At 61.8% G+C, this 15,443-nt stretch carries 18 protein-coding genes; 4 read left to right on the top strand and 14 right to left on the bottom strand.

Annotated elements, in window-relative coordinates:
- Position 1: 1 nt before the first annotated feature.
- The 11 genes from cheW to BMY30_RS12500 form a co-directional block, all read right to left on the bottom strand.
- Complete coding sequence (cheW, locus tag BMY30_RS12550) at positions 2–499, bottom strand: chemotaxis protein CheW (protein WP_089714221.1); 498 nt, start codon at positions 497–499, stop codon at positions 2–4.
- Complete coding sequence (gene cheA, locus BMY30_RS12545) at positions 496–2,628, bottom strand: chemotaxis protein CheA (protein WP_089714219.1); 2,133 nt, start codon at positions 2,626–2,628, stop codon at positions 496–498. Before cheA ends, cheW begins: the two co-directional genes overlap by 4 nt.
- A gap of 34 nt (positions 2,629–2,662) precedes the next feature.
- The gene (gene motB / locus BMY30_RS12540; protein WP_089714217.1) at positions 2,663–3,619 is read right to left on the bottom strand and encodes a flagellar motor protein MotB; all 957 of its coding nucleotides are present in this window, start codon (positions 3,617–3,619) and stop codon (positions 2,663–2,665) included.
- Positions 3,616–4,488: a flagellar motor stator protein MotA gene (gene motA / locus BMY30_RS12535; RefSeq protein ID WP_089714214.1), complete on the bottom strand. Its 873-nt coding sequence runs from the start codon at positions 4,486–4,488 to the stop codon at positions 3,616–3,618. Before motA ends, motB begins: the two co-directional genes overlap by 4 nt.
- A 176-nt stretch (positions 4,489–4,664) precedes the next feature.
- Positions 4,665–5,240, bottom strand: a complete 576-nt coding sequence (gene flhC / locus BMY30_RS12530) for a flagellar transcriptional regulator FlhC (protein ID WP_089714211.1) — start codon at positions 5,238–5,240, stop codon at positions 4,665–4,667.
- Between the two features lie 2 nt (positions 5,241–5,242).
- On the bottom strand, positions 5,243–5,569 hold the full coding sequence (gene flhD, locus BMY30_RS12525) for a flagellar transcriptional regulator FlhD (RefSeq protein WP_089714278.1): 327 nt from the start codon (positions 5,567–5,569) through the stop codon (positions 5,243–5,245).
- A 305-nt stretch (positions 5,570–5,874) separates the two neighbouring features.
- Positions 5,875–6,168 (bottom strand): EscU/YscU/HrcU family type III secretion system export apparatus switch protein, encoded by a 294-nt coding sequence (locus BMY30_RS12520; RefSeq protein ID WP_089714209.1) that lies wholly within the window; start codon positions 6,166–6,168, stop codon positions 5,875–5,877.
- Positions 6,165–7,376 carry a flagellar hook-length control protein FliK gene (gene fliK / locus BMY30_RS12515; RefSeq protein WP_089714207.1) on the bottom strand — a complete coding sequence of 404 codons (1,212 nt, stop codon included), beginning with the start codon at positions 7,374–7,376 and terminating at the stop codon, positions 6,165–6,167. Before fliK ends, BMY30_RS12520 begins: the two co-directional genes overlap by 4 nt.
- Positions 7,373–7,771: a flagellar protein FliT gene (gene fliT / locus BMY30_RS12510; RefSeq protein WP_089714205.1), complete on the bottom strand. Its 399-nt coding sequence runs from the start codon at positions 7,769–7,771 to the stop codon at positions 7,373–7,375. The genes fliK and fliT overlap by 4 nt, the downstream gene beginning before the upstream one ends.
- Before the next feature lie 2 nt (positions 7,772–7,773).
- Entirely contained in the window at positions 7,774–8,193 is a 420-nt protein-coding gene (gene fliS / locus BMY30_RS12505; RefSeq protein ID WP_089714204.1) for a flagellar export chaperone FliS, read from the bottom strand.
- Between the two features lie 155 nt (positions 8,194–8,348).
- Positions 8,349–10,034 (bottom strand): HD domain-containing phosphohydrolase, encoded by a 1,686-nt coding sequence (locus BMY30_RS12500; RefSeq protein ID WP_089714202.1) that lies wholly within the window; start codon positions 10,032–10,034, stop codon positions 8,349–8,351.
- A 273-nt stretch (positions 10,035–10,307) separates the two neighbouring features.
- Between BMY30_RS12500 and BMY30_RS12495 the strand changes: the two genes are divergently transcribed.
- Positions 10,308–12,068, top strand: a complete 1,761-nt coding sequence (locus tag BMY30_RS12495; RefSeq protein ID WP_089714200.1) for an EAL domain-containing protein — start codon at positions 10,308–10,310, stop codon at positions 12,066–12,068.
- Between the two features lie 99 nt (positions 12,069–12,167).
- On the opposite strand, the gene BMY30_RS12490 is transcribed toward BMY30_RS12495, so the two are convergent.
- From BMY30_RS12490 to flgA, 3 genes are all read right to left on the bottom strand, one after another.
- Positions 12,168–12,617 (bottom strand): flagella synthesis protein FlgN, encoded by a 450-nt coding sequence (locus BMY30_RS12490; protein WP_089714198.1) that lies wholly within the window; start codon positions 12,615–12,617, stop codon positions 12,168–12,170.
- Positions 12,614–12,907: a flagellar biosynthesis anti-sigma factor FlgM gene (flgM, locus tag BMY30_RS12485; RefSeq protein ID WP_089714196.1), complete on the bottom strand. Its 294-nt coding sequence runs from the start codon at positions 12,905–12,907 to the stop codon at positions 12,614–12,616. The genes BMY30_RS12490 and flgM overlap by 4 nt, the downstream gene beginning before the upstream one ends.
- 104 nt (positions 12,908–13,011) lie before the next feature.
- Complete coding sequence (gene flgA, locus BMY30_RS12480) at positions 13,012–13,617, bottom strand: flagellar basal body P-ring formation chaperone FlgA (protein ID WP_244516200.1); 606 nt, start codon at positions 13,615–13,617, stop codon at positions 13,012–13,014.
- 264 nt (positions 13,618–13,881) lie between these two features.
- On the opposite strand from flgA, the gene flgB reads away from it, so the two are divergent.
- From flgB to flgD, 3 genes are read left to right on the top strand one after another with little or no spacing between them, the layout of a single operon-like run.
- A complete protein-coding gene (gene flgB / locus BMY30_RS12475; RefSeq protein ID WP_089714192.1) occupies positions 13,882–14,292 on the top strand; it encodes a flagellar basal body rod protein FlgB in 411 nt (136 codons plus the stop codon).
- Between the two features lie 15 nt (positions 14,293–14,307).
- On the top strand, positions 14,308–14,715 hold the full coding sequence (gene flgC, locus BMY30_RS12470; RefSeq protein WP_089714189.1) for a flagellar basal body rod protein FlgC: 408 nt from the start codon (positions 14,308–14,310) through the stop codon (positions 14,713–14,715).
- Between the two features lie 4 nt (positions 14,716–14,719).
- Entirely contained in the window at positions 14,720–15,415 is a 696-nt protein-coding gene (gene flgD, locus BMY30_RS12465) for a flagellar hook assembly protein FlgD (RefSeq protein WP_089714187.1), read from the top strand.
- The last annotated feature ends 28 nt before the right edge of the window (positions 15,416–15,443 follow it).

Here is a 15,443-nt window from a genome sequence, read left to right as displayed (position 1 = left end):
CTTATGCGCTGGTACGCTCGACCAGGGCCATTTCCTCGCTGGTGAGCAGCTTGTCGATATCGACCAGCACCAGCATGCGGTCCTCGAGGCTGCCCAGCCCGCTGAGGAAGTCGGACGACAGGGTGACGCCGAACTCGGGGGCCGGCTTGATCTGCTCGGGCGTGAGGGTCATGACGTCGGAGACGCCATCGACCACGATACCCACCACGCGATCAGCGACATTGACCACGATCACCACGGTCTGGCCGCCGTACTCGACCTTGTCCAGATGGAACTTGATGCGCAGATCGACGATGGGCACGATGATCCCACGCAGGTTGGTCACGCCCTTGATGAACTCTGGCGCATTGGCGATACGCGTGACGTTTTCGTAGCCCCGGATCTCCTGCACCTTGAGGATGTCGATGGCGTACTCTTCCTCACCCAGAGAGAACACCAGGAATTCACGGTTCTGGGCCTCCGATGCGGCATAGTCGGCATGTTGTGACAGGCGGGTCATGACGGTTCTTCCTCTTTTCGAAACAATGTCTCGTAATCAGTGGAGGCACGCCTTGGACGTTGGGCCTCCTTCTTGGCACGGCTCAGGCGATGTAGGTCGGCGATATCCAGGATCAGGGCCACACTGCCGTCGCCCAGGATGGTGGCCGCCGAAACCCCCGGCACCTTGCGATAGTTGGTTTCCAGGTTCTTCACCACCACCTGCTGCTGGCCGATCAGGTCGTCCACCAGCAGGGCATAACGACGCCCCTCGCCCTGAACGATCACGGCGATGGTCTCGTTCAGCTCCGTCTTGGCGCCTTCCACGTCCAGTGCTGCATGGACGGCCACCACGGGCAGATATTCATCGCGGACCTTGAGCACCACGTCGTCGCCGGCCATGGCATACAGGTCCTCACGGGATGGCTGCAGGGATTCGAGCACGGTGGAAAGCGGCAGGATGAAGACCTCACCACCGACCTTGATCGACATGCCATCGAGGATGGCCAGGGTCAGTGGCAGAACGATACGTGTGGTGGTGCCTTGTCCCTTGCGAGACATGATCTCGACATGCCCCCCCATGCCCTGGATGTTGCGCTTGACCACATCCATGCCCACGCCGCGACCGGAGACATCGCTGACTTCCTTGGCGGTGGAGAAACCGGGAGCAAAGATCAGCTGCCACACCTCGTCGTCACTCATGGTGTCGGAGACCGACAGGCCGCTTTCCCTGGCCTTGGCGAGCAGCCTGTCGCGGTCGAGGCCGGCACCGTCGTCGATCACCTCGATGAGGATATTGCCGCCCTGATGCTGGGCCGAGAGGGTCAGACGGCCGGTTCGCGGCTTGCCGGCCGCCTCACGGATATCGGGATCCTCGATGCCATGATCGAGGCTGTTGCGCACCAGATGGGTAAGCGGGTCGATGATGCGTTCGGTGAGGCTCTTGTCGAGCTCGGTGGATTCGCCCTCGGTGACCAGCTCTATCTCCTTTTCGAGCTTGCTGGCCAGGTCGCGTACCAGGCGAGGATAACGGCTGAACACATAATCCATGGCGACCATGCGCACGGACATGACCGCTTCCTGCAGGTCCCGGGCATTGCGCTGCAGCAGGCTCATGCCATTCAGCAGGCCGCCATCCTTGACGCCATCCAGCTCGCTGACGGTCTGGTCGAGCATCGACTGGGTGATGATCAGCTCGCCCACCAGGTTGATGATCTGGTCCACCTTGTCCACCGACACCCGGATCGAGCTGGATTCGCCGCCCGCCTTGGCCTTCTTCGTCCTGGCCTTGCCGTCCTCCCTCGAGTTGTCGGTAGCGGATTGGCCGGAGGTCTCGGAGGCTTTCGGACTGGCGGCAGAGGGCTTGAGGGATTTCGCCTGTTGGGACGCGTGTAGTGGCGTGTCCGGGATGTTCTCCTCGTCCTCGGCTGGACGGATGTGAAGCTGTTCGGGTTCGACGATGAAGCACATCACGGCTTCGATGTCGTCACGGCTGACGCTGGTGAGGAGCTTGACCTCGTAGCAGGTCTCGTCGCCTTGCTGGTCCTGGACCGTCCCCAGCTGTCCGAGCTCTTCCACCAGCAGGCCACGGTCCTTCTCGCCGACATTCAGCAGGGCGACGGCCAGCACTTGTTCACCCATCGGGGCTTCAGCAGCATCGCTGTCGGCGCAGGGCTCGTCGGGATGTTGTGGCTCGGATGGTTCAGTGGGCGCACTGCTGACTGCTCCCCCCGACGCGCCGCCCGCTTCCTCGAGTTCCTGGCCGATTTCCTCACGGGCCAGCTGTTGCAGGGTCTGGCAGATTCGCGTGAAGGCCGCCTGGTCCGGCTCTTCCTCGTTTCGGTAGGCGTCCAGCTGATCGTGCAGCATGTCCTTGGTTTCCAGAAAGGTGTCGACGATGTCCCGACGTAGGGTCAGTTCCCCGCGGCGCGTATGATCAAGCAGGTTCTCGAAGAGGTGCGTGGTCTTCTGTAACACCTCGAAGCCGAAGGTCCCGGCCCCTCCCTTGATCGAGTGTGCAGCGCGGAAGATCGCATTGAGCTGCTCGGCGTCCGGTTCCTCGAGATCGATCTCGAGAAGGTGGCGCTCCATGTCGGCCAGTAGTTCCTCCGCCTCCTCGAAAAAGGTGTCATAGAAATCGGTGATATCCATGCGCGTGTCCCCACCCTGGAATGGTTGTCGCCCCTCAGGGCTCCGGTTGTTGTGTACCCAAGGCCTGCCTGAGGCTTCTGGTGAATCGCACCGCCGGCGCCGCATCGACCTGCTGGGTCGGTTGCCGGCTGATCGGTGATGGGGTTCCCGCTCCGTTGAGCACACCTGGTGAGCGGATGCGGTCAGAGACGTGGCGGAAAAGCACCAGCAGTTCGATGCGGCGATTGATCGGGGCGCTGGCCTCGGTGTCCGGCATGGGGACCCGGTCAGCGAAGCCAGAGACGCGCAGCAGCTTGCTGGGCTCCAGGCCGCCGCTGACCAGCTCGCGGCGCGACGCATTGGCGCGGTCGCTGGAGAGCTCCCAGTTGCTGTAGCCCCGGTAGCCGTTCAGATAGGCGATGCTGTCAGTATGGCCGCTGATGCTGAGATCGTTGGGCAGCTCGTTGAGCAGGGGAGCCATGGTGCGCAGCAGGTCACGCATGTAGGGGGCGACCCGGTCGCTGCCCAGGTCGAACATCGGGCGCTGCTCGGTGTCGAGCAGCTGGATTCTCAGGCCCTCCGGCGTCATGTCGAAGCGCATCTGCTGGCGCAGCTGTCGGAGATCCGGGTCGGCATCGATGGCCGTCTCGATGCGTTGCTGAAGATCACGAAAGGCTCTGCGCTGCTGTTCGCTGGGGCGTGTCTGGGTGCGCAGATCGATGCGTGCCCGCTCGCCCTCCGAATGCACCGGGTCGGGTCCGCCACCCGGGATCACGTTGGCGCTTTGTGCTGAGCCACTTCCGCCGGTGATGGCGGTAACCAGGGGAGTGCGAAAGTATTCGGAAACGGCTTCGCGCTCTTCCTGGTTGGCTTGAGACAGGATCCACATGACCAGGAACAGCGCCATCAGGGCCGTCATGAAATCCGCCAGGGCAATCTTCCAACTGCCACCGTGGTGCCGATGAACGATCTTCTTGCGGCGTACGATGATGGGTCGGCGATTCTCGCTCATGCGCGGCCTTCACCTGCCTTGGCATTGCGAACGTAGTCTTCCAGCTCGGAGAAGCCTGGGCGTTCTTCGGTATGCAGGGCCTTGCGTCCGAACTCGACGGCCAGCTGTGGCGCATACCCATGCAGGCTGGCCAGCAGGGTGACCCGCATGCACTGGAGGATCTTCTCCACCTCTTTCGCCTGCCGCTCGACACGGCTCGCCAGAGGGTTGACGAAGCCGTAGCCGGCGAGGATGCCCAGGAAGGTACCGACCAGGGCATGGGCAATCATCTGCCCCATCTCATCGGGTGCCGCATCGGCAGTGCTCAGCGCCTTCACTACCCCCATCACCGCGGCAACGATACCGAAGGCCGGCATGGCATCCCCTACCTTGGCAATGGCATCGGCGGGGATGTGGGCTTCCTGTTCGAAAACCTCGATCTCGTGGAGCATCAGCTCGTCGAGTTCCATGGGCTCCATGCTTCCGCTCACCATCAGGCGCAGGTAGTCGGTGAGGAAGGCCATGATCATGGGGTCAGCGAGAACTCGGGGGTGTTCGTTGAATAGCGTGCTTTCCCCGGGGTTATCGATGTCGCGCTCGATACCCAGCATGCCGTCGCGGCGAATCTTCGAGAGTATCTTGTACTGCAGTGCCATCAGCTCCATGTAGAGCGACTTGTCATACTTGTTGGAGCGCCGAAGCCGGCCAAAGATACGAAAGGTGGCCTTGATGGCCTTGCCGTTGTTGGCGGCGATGAAGGCTCCAATGCCGGCGCCGCCGATCATCAAGAACTCCGTTGGCTGGAAGAGCGGGCCCAGGTGTCCGCCCGCCAGGGCGAAGCCCCCGAACACGGAGAAGATGACGACAAGGTATCCGATGGGTATCAGCACGGCCGGTATCCCCTAGCAAGGCGATGAATGATGTCCTGCATCGGATATCGGCTGTCTCGGGCGAGACTTGAGGGAGGTGGGAAAACTTGTGGTGCGTGGCCGCGGGGAAACTCTGTCCCCGCGGTGTCAGGCGTGAAGGTGATCCAGGCCTGACAATGGCTCAAGCCAGAGGCGGTTCAGGCCAGGTGGTGCTTCGATGGCGCTTCGGCGTGAACGCTTTCGACCATAGTTTGCTGACGCTTGCGGGTCTTGCCAGCACGAGAGGGAGGCTGGCAGATGCCACAGACATAGTCTCGGGTCGGGCTGTGGGCATGCGCCACGAAGTGGCCGGCACAACGGGTGCAGGCCGAGAGCTGCAGCAGATCGCTCTCGAAGAAGCGTACCAGTGTCCAGGCGCGGGTCAGGCCCAGTACGGCATCGGTGCCGTCGGTCTCCACCTGTTCCGCATATAGCCGATAGGCCTTGATGAAGGCCTCCATTCGCTCGCAACCCTGATCTTCCTGCAGGCGCAGAAAAGTGTTGTAGAAGAGCGATGAGTGGATGTTCGGCATCCAGGTGATGAACCAGTCCGTGGAGAAGGGCAGCATCCCTTTGGGAGGCGACATGCCGCGCACTTCCTTGAACAGTCGAATGAGGCGGGCCCGGCTCAGGTCGGTTTCTGTTTCCAGGACCTGCAGACGCGCACCGAGCTCGATCAGATCGATGGCCAGGTGCACCTGTTGCATTTCCAGTAGCAGGCTCTTGTTGGACATGCCTATCCCTCCGCAGCGGATGAGGCCGCCGGACGAGATGCCATCAGCAGGGAGGCATGAAACTGTGTGAGGCCCTGTTCCCGGGGGTTCTGGGTCAACTGGCGTAACTGTTCAGCGCTGTCGTGCCCGAAGTGGCAGAGCAGCTGATTGACGCGTGACAGGCGGGTCAACTGGCGAGCATTGAGCTCCTGGATAAGATCCGCCATCTCCTCGTCGATCTTGAGACGAAACATTGCCGTGGATCGATCCTCGCTGATCAGTCGCTGGGCAAGCAGGAGGTAGGCGAGATTCATCTCGTGGATCTCGTCGATCAAGCTATTGGTTTTCATGGTTCCCCGCTCGGCTGGCAAGCCTTTTGGCATGGCCTTCGCCATGAGAGGTTTATCGTTGCCTGTGCTCGCTTTCCGCTGTCGAGTCGAGCACTACTCGATTGAACCCATTGTCAGTGGTTGAGCAATAGATGCAATCGGCCTCAAGGGGTACCCTGTCCAACCGGACAAGGGTCAGTGGAAATCCTGATGAGAAAAGGTGAGAAAAATCATGCTAGTGGAGCTGTAGCCGGGAAGTTAAATTAAATTTAGGAAGTTACATATATTTACATTAAAAGGCAAAATATTAACTGTCGGATAGTCTTTCACGTACGTGTCTTGTCCGAGGAGGCTTCTGGAGCGAGCTCGTATACCCAGACCAGCAGCTCCGCAATGACCTGATAGAGTCGTGGCGGAATCGCCTCGTCGAGGTCCAGCTGCATCAGCAAGCCGACCAGCTCTGGTGCATCATGGACGTGAATCCCCTGGCGCCTGGCTTCCGAGATGATGCGTTCGGCGAGCTCGCCATAGCCTTGCGCGACGACCCGCGGTGCGCCATCACTGTCGTGATAGGCCAGGGCAACGGCCTGACGTCGCTCCTCCTGGTCCTTGCTCGTCATGACGTCTGTTCCTCGTCAAGCCGGTTCAGGTCGACCTTGATCTCCTCGAAGCCGTGTCCGGCCAGTCGAGACCTCAGGCTGTCGAGGCCTTTCTCGAGTTCTTGACGAGACGGGTCATGTGCAACGCGTAGGTCGATTTCCACGCTATTGGCGTTCATCCATAGCGAGGCCTTCAAGCGTCCCAGGCCGGCAACGTCCAGATCGATCTCTGAGCGCCAGCCTTGTTGTTCGGCGTTGCTCTGCTGCTGGTCGGCATCCTCGGCACCAGAACGGTCCTGGTGTCCGGGCGGCAGCTGGATCATCAGGGCCATGAACAAGCCACTCCACACATCACCTTCCCAGCGCAGTGCCGGTGTCACCAGCATCTCGAGCTGATGGCGGACGATTCCCTGCAGGCTCTCCTGGACAGGGTGGCTTGCCTGATGACGCTGGGTAGCCTCGGGAAGGGGGTCGCGGGTGATGGCAGCGCTGGGGTTGTCTGGGGAAGCCTGCGGAACAGCGGGAGAGGCGGCTTGAGCGGAGGCTGTGGCTGACGCCGTCGAGGGTGTGGCCTGGAGGTTGGTCATCTGTGAGGGGGCGGCGGCGCGGCCACCCTGGGTAAATGGCGGTGCTGGCAGGAAGGGCGTGTCACGGGCGCCGGCGAGACTCCCCGAGGGTATTGCCCCCTGGCTTGTGCCCGAAGGCGTCAAAGTCAGGGTGCGCCACATCTGAGGTTCCCGCTCGAGCTGATGGCGCGGGAGTTCTCCCTTGTACCAGCGAGCCAGGTGCGACTCATAGAAGAGCCCGCTATGGCGGATACTGTCCTCCAGGCGGGTCGCCACCATGGCTGGGTCCGGTGTTTGCCCCGACGCCATCAGCGGCGTCGGGGTCGTCACGATGGAGGGTGGTGCGGGAAAGCGGACGAGCAGGTCGGCGATGGTTCGTGCCGAGTTACTGAAGTGGGTCTGGGCCGAGGTGGAGGGGTGGCCCGACGGTTGTGCGGGCCTTGATGCGGTATCCGGAAGCTCCCGTGAAGCTCGCCCGAGCTCCGGCAAAGGAGACGGGTTGGTCCGGGCGTCGAGCCGCGAGTCACTGTGCAGGGCTTTTGGCGCATCTGCCGGAGAGGTTGGCTTGACGGGCTGGTTCAGGTCTCGGGCGGGCGGGGTGTCGACCCGTTTGCCCAACACCTGGTGTAGCAGAGTATCCAGTAGGGGAGTTATGCCACTCACGGGGATCTCTTGGTAAGCCGCATATCAATAGGCGACGTTGATGCTTTCTCTCCGGCGCCATAGGCGCGTCTAACACTCCGTTGGCGCTGGGTCGTGCCGATCAGCTTGCCGAGTTCGTCACGTCGCTCGATCAAGCGTTCGCGTATCTCGAGGTCATTTTCCAGGATCTGCTCCAGCAGCTGCGCCTTGTGGAGTTGGTGATCGGCATCCAGGTGGAGCTCGGCATCCAGTCGTGCCAGGCGTTCCACCTGCATGACATACTCGCCTTCCTGGTCAACCAGTGCCGACCAATCGGCATCATGCGCCGAGGCCAGCATGGTGCGTGTGCGTGACAGCAGTGCCTGATACCCTTCGACCAGTGCCTGCTGGCTGCTCGGCTCTCCGCCATGTCCCATGATCAGCCCCTTGCCACCTGGTCGCCGATGTCTCGCCACGCCGAGGCGATGTCGTTCAGCAGTGTCTCTGCCTGATCGAGGCTTTCGACATCGTTATGCAGGTTGGCCGCCAGCAGCAGGCGCGTCACATACTCATAGAGCGAGGCGAGGCGCTCGGCGATCTCGCCACCACGTTCCCCATCCAGGGCGGCCAACAGGCCGTTATTGACGATATCCAGAGCCTTGGAGATCGTCTTGCCCTTCTCGGCCGAGTTGCCATCCTGGAGATGGATGCGTGCGGTGCGTATGGCGGCCAGCGCGCCATCGAAGAGCATCACGATCAACTGGTGCGGGCTGGCAGACATCACGCCGCTCTCTACTCCGACCTTGGCATAGGCACTGGCGCCGCGGCCGTAGGCAGCCGCTCCTCGCATGGCACTCATGGCTATCTTACTCCTGTCTGGTGCGGCATCGTCCTGATGCCAATGTCTGAAGTACCGTCACAACGCATAGTCTGACAAGGATCGGGACGGATGTAACAACGAACAGCCCCCGTCAGATGTGTTATTTCCAATTATCGGCAAGTGTGGCGGCGACTTTAGGTTGAAACGGGGACTTCTTCCTGAATATTGCCGAGCCTTTGAATGGCAGTTCCTTGACGCATGTCGCCCAGTCCCTCACCGGGAGGTTCGGGGGAGTCGGTCAGTTGGACCTGGCTGGGTCGGCTTTGTGTATCGAGTGCCTGGATCCATGCCAGTTGACCGCTATCGAAGCGAACCAGGCAGCCAATCGGATAGAGGCCGAAATGCTTGATGTAGCGCTTGACCCAACGCTGGTCGAATTGCTCAGGGTGGTTCAGGAGATGGCGGTAGATGGCGTCGACTCGCCAGGCGGGGCGATCCGGCCGGTCACGCCGCATGGCATCGACCACGTCCACCACCGCACCGGCTCGTGCCAGTTCGTGCAAGTCGTCGGCGGCCAGGCCGCGGGGATAGCCGCTACCGTCCAGGCGTTCATTGATGTTGTGTGCCACCGACTCGAGGATATTGGCAGAGAGCCAGTGGCAGCGCCCCATGCGGCGCATCAATTCGTCCACATGACCCTGCATCTGCTGGCGCTGGTTATCATCGAGATGGGACGCCCTGGAGAGCTCGATGGGCAGCAGTGCCTTGCCCAGATCATGCACCATGGCACTGGCCACCATGGCCTTGCACAGCTTGCGGGGAATGGCTGACAGGCCGGCCAGGTCCAGCAGGCTGACACTTACTCCAAGGCTGTGGCGGATGAGTCGCGGTTCGTGCTGGAGGCAGCGTGTTGCGAAGAGCAGGCCGTCTCGGTCCTCGTCATGAAGCAGCAAGAGGCGGTCGGCATGTCGCGACAACTGCACCGAGTCCACTTCCCCGCCTTGCTGTAGCTCGAGCAGCTGAGCATCCAGATAGCCGGCGATGCGTGCCAACCGCCTGGCCATGGGCGTGGGATATTCCTGGGTATTGCGTCGTCCCACCGCAGGCGGTGTGGAGGTACTTGTCTGGAAAAGCAGTGACGGCAGGCGTGACGCCTCGCTGCCCTCGGCATAGCGGGCTGACTCACGTTCGATCTCACGCACGAAGAACCACAGTTGTCGTTCTTCCTCGCCTGTCTTGTGGTCGAAACTGAAACCGGCCAGCATGGCCTGACGCTCGGTATCCATCTTCTGGTGCCGTGGTGAGGCGCGAATAGCGAATCGGGTGTCATTGGGGAAGCATAGCTCCACCTCCATGGGCTGGCTGTTGTTGTCAGCCAGCAAGGCACCGGCAGAGAGTGCTAGTTCCAGCTGGCAGCCCTCCAGTGAGAGGTCCTTGAGATCTCCCTGTACCGATCCACCTTCCTCGCCGCGAAGGATGGCACCGACTTCCATGCCCAGGCGGAGCCGGGCACGGAAGGATTCACGGCGCTGCAGCACATCGAGGCTGTCGGGGAATTGGCAGGTGCACACCAGGCGCCCATCCACCTCATGGCATTCGTTCATTGTCAGGCTGGGGGTTCGCAGCATCTTGCCCTGGGCCTGGCCCAGGAGCTGGAACTCTTGGCCACGTTTCAGCTCGCTGGCAATCTCACGAATGGCACTGATGTCCAGCACCAGGGCTTCACCAGGGTGCTGCTCCATGACCAGAACCGGGAGTGGCTTGCTGCCTGGGTTGCTGATCTGCAGCGATGCCCCGCCGGGTTCGATCATGGCCTCCAGCATCGCTTCGATCTCGGTGGGACTCTCCACGCGGGTATAGCCATCCTCTTGCTGCGACATCCTGCCCTCTTGCTAGCCGGTTTCTCCTGAATCAGCTATCGGCCGTTCTCCGGCTATCTTGAGAGATGGTGTTACCCGGCGCCTCAAGTCTGGCGCCCAGCGGTCGATAACTTGGGTGTCGGGCCGGGCCGGGTGGTGCTCTGCTCGGAAATGATCTCGGGCCCTGCCCCTGACCAAGGGAATGCGACATCGGGTTGTGTATATCCTGAAGATCGTCTGAATATTCTATAGTCTATGATGCATTGCGGCCTTTGACCTTCCCGGGAGTTATCCATGTCTGATGATGGTGCTGGATCACCGCCACGATCACCTTCCGGGAAGGCCGAGACGGATGCCTCGACCCTCGAGCACCATCCTGCCTTGCTGTCTCGGCTCGTGGTAGAGCATACCCCGATGGCCATGGTGGTGCTCGATGTACAAGGCAGAGTGCTCTGGGCTAACCCGGGTTTTTTCGCATTGCTCGGCATGAAAGAGGGGGATCTGGTTGGCAAGCCGTTGACCGATATCATGCGCATGGTGTCATGGCTGCCGGTTCCCTATGAAAGCAATTCTGAGCTGGCCACCCAGCAGTGGCAGCGCATCTGGCTGGCCAGTGAGGGGATCGAGTCGTCCAGGATGGTGTTGATGTCCGATATGACCCCTGAGCCCGCTCCAGCGGGAGTCGCCAGGATGCTGGCCTTCGTGGAGCTCAGGGCGGGCCAGTCCGGAGAATTTCCGCCGTTCGCGGATCCACAGACGGGCCTCGCGAGCCAGTGGGTTTTCGAGGACCGGCTGCATCACGCCATTGAACGAGCCGATCGACACGATCAGCGCCTGGCCACGCTGTTGATTCGACTGGATCGTGCCGATGATATCCGGCAGGCCTATGGTGAGGCGGTGATGCAGACGCTGTTGCCGCAGATAAGCCGTCGGCTGACGGGTACCCTGCGTGGCGAGGACAGCATCACCTATCTCGGTGACGATCGCTGGGGCGTGCTGATAGAGCACCCGGTTACCCCCGAGAATCTGCAAGCGGCCGCACTTCGCTGTCTTGAAGCCATGGAGGCGCCGTTCCAGTTGGGACGCCCGCCACTACTGCTTACCCTGTCCATCGGCATTGCCATGCACCCGGACGATGGCAACACCCCCGAGGAGTTGATGGGCAACGCTGACCATGCGCTGGGCCAGGCGCGTCCTGCAAGCCATACGTTCTTCGACAGGGAGCTCAAGCGGATGCTCTCGAAGCGTATGGCCCTTCGACACAGCCTGCAGGAAGCGCTGCTGAGTCCCGACCGTCATTTCGATGTGGTCTACCAGCCGCAGGTTGACCTGGAAAGCGGCTGCTGTGTCGGTGTCGAAGCCCTTGTGCGCTGGCGACACCCGAAGCAGGGGGTGTTGCAGCCTGACGCTTTCCTGCCGATGGTGGCCGAAATGGCGCAGATGGTCAGGCTCGATCGCTGGGTCATCGAGCAGGTGATGGCTCAGCACCAGCGCTGGCAGTCAGCGGAGGCGCCCCTGGCAGGCCTCAGGATATCGGTCAATCTCGATGCAAGCCTGCTGGAGCAGACGGTCTTCGATGACCGTCCACTCGATCGCTTCCTGCGTCAGATGTCTGGCGAACTGAGCTGGTTGAGCCTGGAGATCGATGGGCAGGTGCTCTCCAAGCAGGCAGACGTCCACAGCTTGCTGTTGCGTCGTCTTTCCAGAATGGGGGTTCGTCTGGTTGTCGATAACCTGGGCAGTGCCCCCGTGGACCTGATTCGTCTGGCGGTGCTTCCGGTCTCTCAGGGAAAGATCGGCCGTGAGATGGTGCATGGCCTGACGGATAGCAGTCCGTTTGCCCGCCAGGCGTTCAGCGCGTTGTCGCAATGCCTGAAAGCGCTGCAACTGGAAAGCATCGTGGTAGGGGTGGAAACAGTCGAACAGCTCACGGCAGCGCGGGAAAAGGGGCTCGATCAGGTCCAGGGCAATCTGCTCGGCACGCCGATGGCAGCCAGCGAACTGGCAACGTGGTTGGAAGACCTTCCCGGTCGGCAGGTGCTCTCTGAGTCCTGAGGTCACAGAGCTGAGGCGTAAGTAGCGAGAGTTATCCCATTAATCCAGGAATACAGGCAGGGTCACCCAGGTGGGGGTCGATCAGTTGTCGTCGCGCGTTCAGGCGGACGTGCTCAATCGCCTCTGTCCTGATGTCGTGCGGCCGTCAGGCGCATACACGGACTTCTCGGCAATGTGGTGAATGTAGTTGAGCATCTGCTGATTGTGTGACATGCGCAGGCTTACCAGGCGACCGTTGCGGTCATTCAGGCGGGCGGTGTGTGCCGCCATCTCGAGGGTGGCCTGCCACTGCTCGAGACAGCCCGCATCGTCGGCCGCCTGGCGCGCACCATCACCGCCGGTGGCATATCCCAGCCTGCTCTGTACCCGAGCACGACGCGACTCGGTTTCTTCGAGGCTGAGTAGCAGGCGGGACTTTTCCTGTGCGATCTCCTCGAGATGAGCGCCATTGATCGTGCCACCCAGTAGCTGCTCCTGTTCATTCTCGAGCAGCCGGGTCAGTGCCCCGAGCCGTGACTGCTGTTCCTCGAGCAGGCGGTCAAGACTCATCCGTTGGCGTCCTTGCTGCCCAGCAGGTCCTGAACGCTTGCGATCAGGCCGTCGGCGATGCGGTCGGCACGGATGTCCAGTTTCCCGTCACGGATAGCGTCTCGCAGCTCTTCGACACGCACGGTGTCGATATCCTGGCTGGCATCCGTAGCGCCCTGGCTCAGGTGGGTCGTGGCAGACGGGCCGGCATCCTGCTGCTGGGGGCGGTCCGATCCCTGAATCTTGCGGGTATCGTCACGCGGCTCCGCCTGGCCAGGACGCGGCAGGGGATGGTGGTTGTCGATTATCACAATGATGGCCTCGTGACCGATGGGATGATGAAAAGGGTATCGGCCGTCGATTCGATAACTTTAACGCTGAGTGTGCTTCAGCGGCGAGTTTGCTGCCGGTGAGCTCAAAAGTCCACGGCCATGCGCCCCTCGCCGATGACCCTTGCCTCGAGGATCTCGCGATCGGGGAGTCGCACGCGGACACGCTCTCCCTCGCCCCCCGGCTCCAGTGCCTCGGCCTCCCTCGCAATCCGGAACCCCGCCCCCTGAGCCTCGATGACCACGCGTTGCCCGCGCTTGACCAGCTGGCGCGGACGCAGATGGTGATCTTGCAGCGTCACGCCCGCGGCCAGCGGACGGGTGGCTTCCTGGCCGATCGCCTGGTCGGGGTCGAGGATGGTCCGTTGGGGCAGTCGACCCAGACTTCCCTGTCGTTCGACCAGGTGCTCCGGTCGGATAGTCTCGCCGGCTTCTATCTTCCGGGAAACCTCGACGTAACTGCCGGTGACATGGATCTCGGCCTGAAGATAACGCACCTGTCGCCCCTGGTCGCCACAGCGCACGCCCACCGAAACGCGCCCGACCGGACGTGAGGAGGCGTTGGGCAGAAAGGGGGTGGGGTCTTCGCAGGCTGACAGGCTGGCGCGGGGCGGATGCACGTCGATGACGATGTCTTCATCGCCCGAGGTCGCGGCCTGCTCGAAGAGGAAGGCGTGAACCTTCGTCAGCATGGCATTTTCCCCGCCATGGCTCGGCCCTGCCAGCAGCAGCAAGGGCAGCGCCAGGAGGGAGGCCAGGTGTCGGCCAGAGAGCGGTGATAGGCAATGTCGGAGCATGTCGATGCCAGGGTCGGGACTGATACCACGATTCTAACGACTGCGTTTGTGGTGGAAGTCTTGAATTGGCTACCCGAATGCCGGCTGTTCGACCCTTTGTCATGACACGGGCTTGGCTATTCTCCATCGTCGACTCATACCTTTTCGGGGAGCGCCGGAATGATCGATCGGCTCGAAGCCTCTTTGAACTTCCATCAGCAGGCCCTGGGGCTGCGGCAGGAGCGCCAGAAGGTGCTGGCCAGCAACATCGCCAATGCTGATACACCGGGCTACAAGGCCCGCGACATGGACTTTGCCGGCGAGCTGCAGAAAGCCGTCAAGCAGGGCGGAAGTGGTGGCGGGCTGGCCCTGTCGCGGACGTCCGAGCGTCATATCGACGGCCAGGCAATGCCAGGAGCCTCTCGTGATCTCCTCTATCGGGTGCCCGACCAGCCAAGCCTCGACGGCAACACCGTGGACATGGATCGCGAACGCACCGCGTTCGCCGACAACTCGGTGCGCTACCAGTCGGCGCTGACGATTCTCAACAGCCGCATCCAGGGCCTCAAGAAGGCCATGCAGCCCGAATAACCCAGGAGTGACCCTATGTCGATGTTCTCCATCTTCGATATCTCCGGCTCGGCCATGAGCGCCCAGTCACAGCGCATGAACGTCACCGCCAGCAACCTGGCCAACGCGGACAGTGTGGCGGGCCCTGATGGCGAGGCCTACCGAGCCAAGCAGGTGATGTTCGAAACCCGCGCGCAGTCACGTGACGGCATCGGAGGCGTTGGCGTTCGCGAGGTGGTCGAGGATCCCTCTCCCATGCGCATGGAGTATCGCCCGGGTCACCCTCTGGCGGACGAGGAGGGCTACGTGACCATGCCCAACGTCGATCCGGTGGGCGAGATGGTCAACATGATCTCGGCCTCGCGTTCCTACCAGGCCAACGTCGAGGTCATGAACACCAACAAGCAACTGATGCTCAAGACACTGACCTTGGGTGAGGGATAACGATATGGCGACCACCATCGACAGCAGCGTGATCAACAGCCTGAATGCCGGCGGTCCTTCCGCGAACCAGGCCGCGAAGCAGTCTGGCGATCTGCGTGATAACTTCATGACCCTCCTGGTGACCCAGCTGAAGAACCAGGATCCCCTCAACCCGATGGACAACAACGAGACCACCTCGCAGCTGGCCCAGATCAATACCGTCAGCGGCATCGAGGAGCTCAACCAGTCCCTGAAGGACATCACCGGCCAGATCAATGCCGGCCAGGCGCTGCAGGCCAGTGGGCTGATCGGCCAGGGCGTGCTGGTGCCTGGCAACAGGGTGCTGCTCAACCATGGCGAAGGCGGTGAAGTGAACACCACTCCCTTCGGTATCGAGCTGGATGCCCCCGCCGACAATGCCAAGGTCACCATCACCAACGGCGCCGGAGAAGTGGTCAACCGCTATGACATCGGGGCGGTCTCTGCCGGCGTGGAATCCTTCCGCTGGGATGGATTGACCAGCGATGGCCAGAAGGCCGCAGAGGGTGCCTATCAGGTCAGCATCGAGGCCACCCGAGGAGATAAGCCACTGGCTGCCGAGACCCTCAACTACGCCATGGTCAATGGCATTACGCCGGTCGACGATAACGGTAGCTTCTCGCTGGACCTGGGAGCCATCTACGGCCAGGTCGGCATTGCCGACGTCAAGCAGATTCTCTAGGGGCCTCAGCCCCACTCCAGACAACAGC

It is taken from the genome of Halomonas daqiaonensis (genome assembly GCF_900109725.1).
In the GTDB taxonomy this organism is placed as follows: Bacteria; Pseudomonadota; Gammaproteobacteria; order Pseudomonadales; family Halomonadaceae; genus Halomonas; species Halomonas daqiaonensis.
The sequence above is the reverse complement of the archived record's forward strand: the minus strand, read 5'-3'. Positions and strand labels throughout refer to the sequence as shown.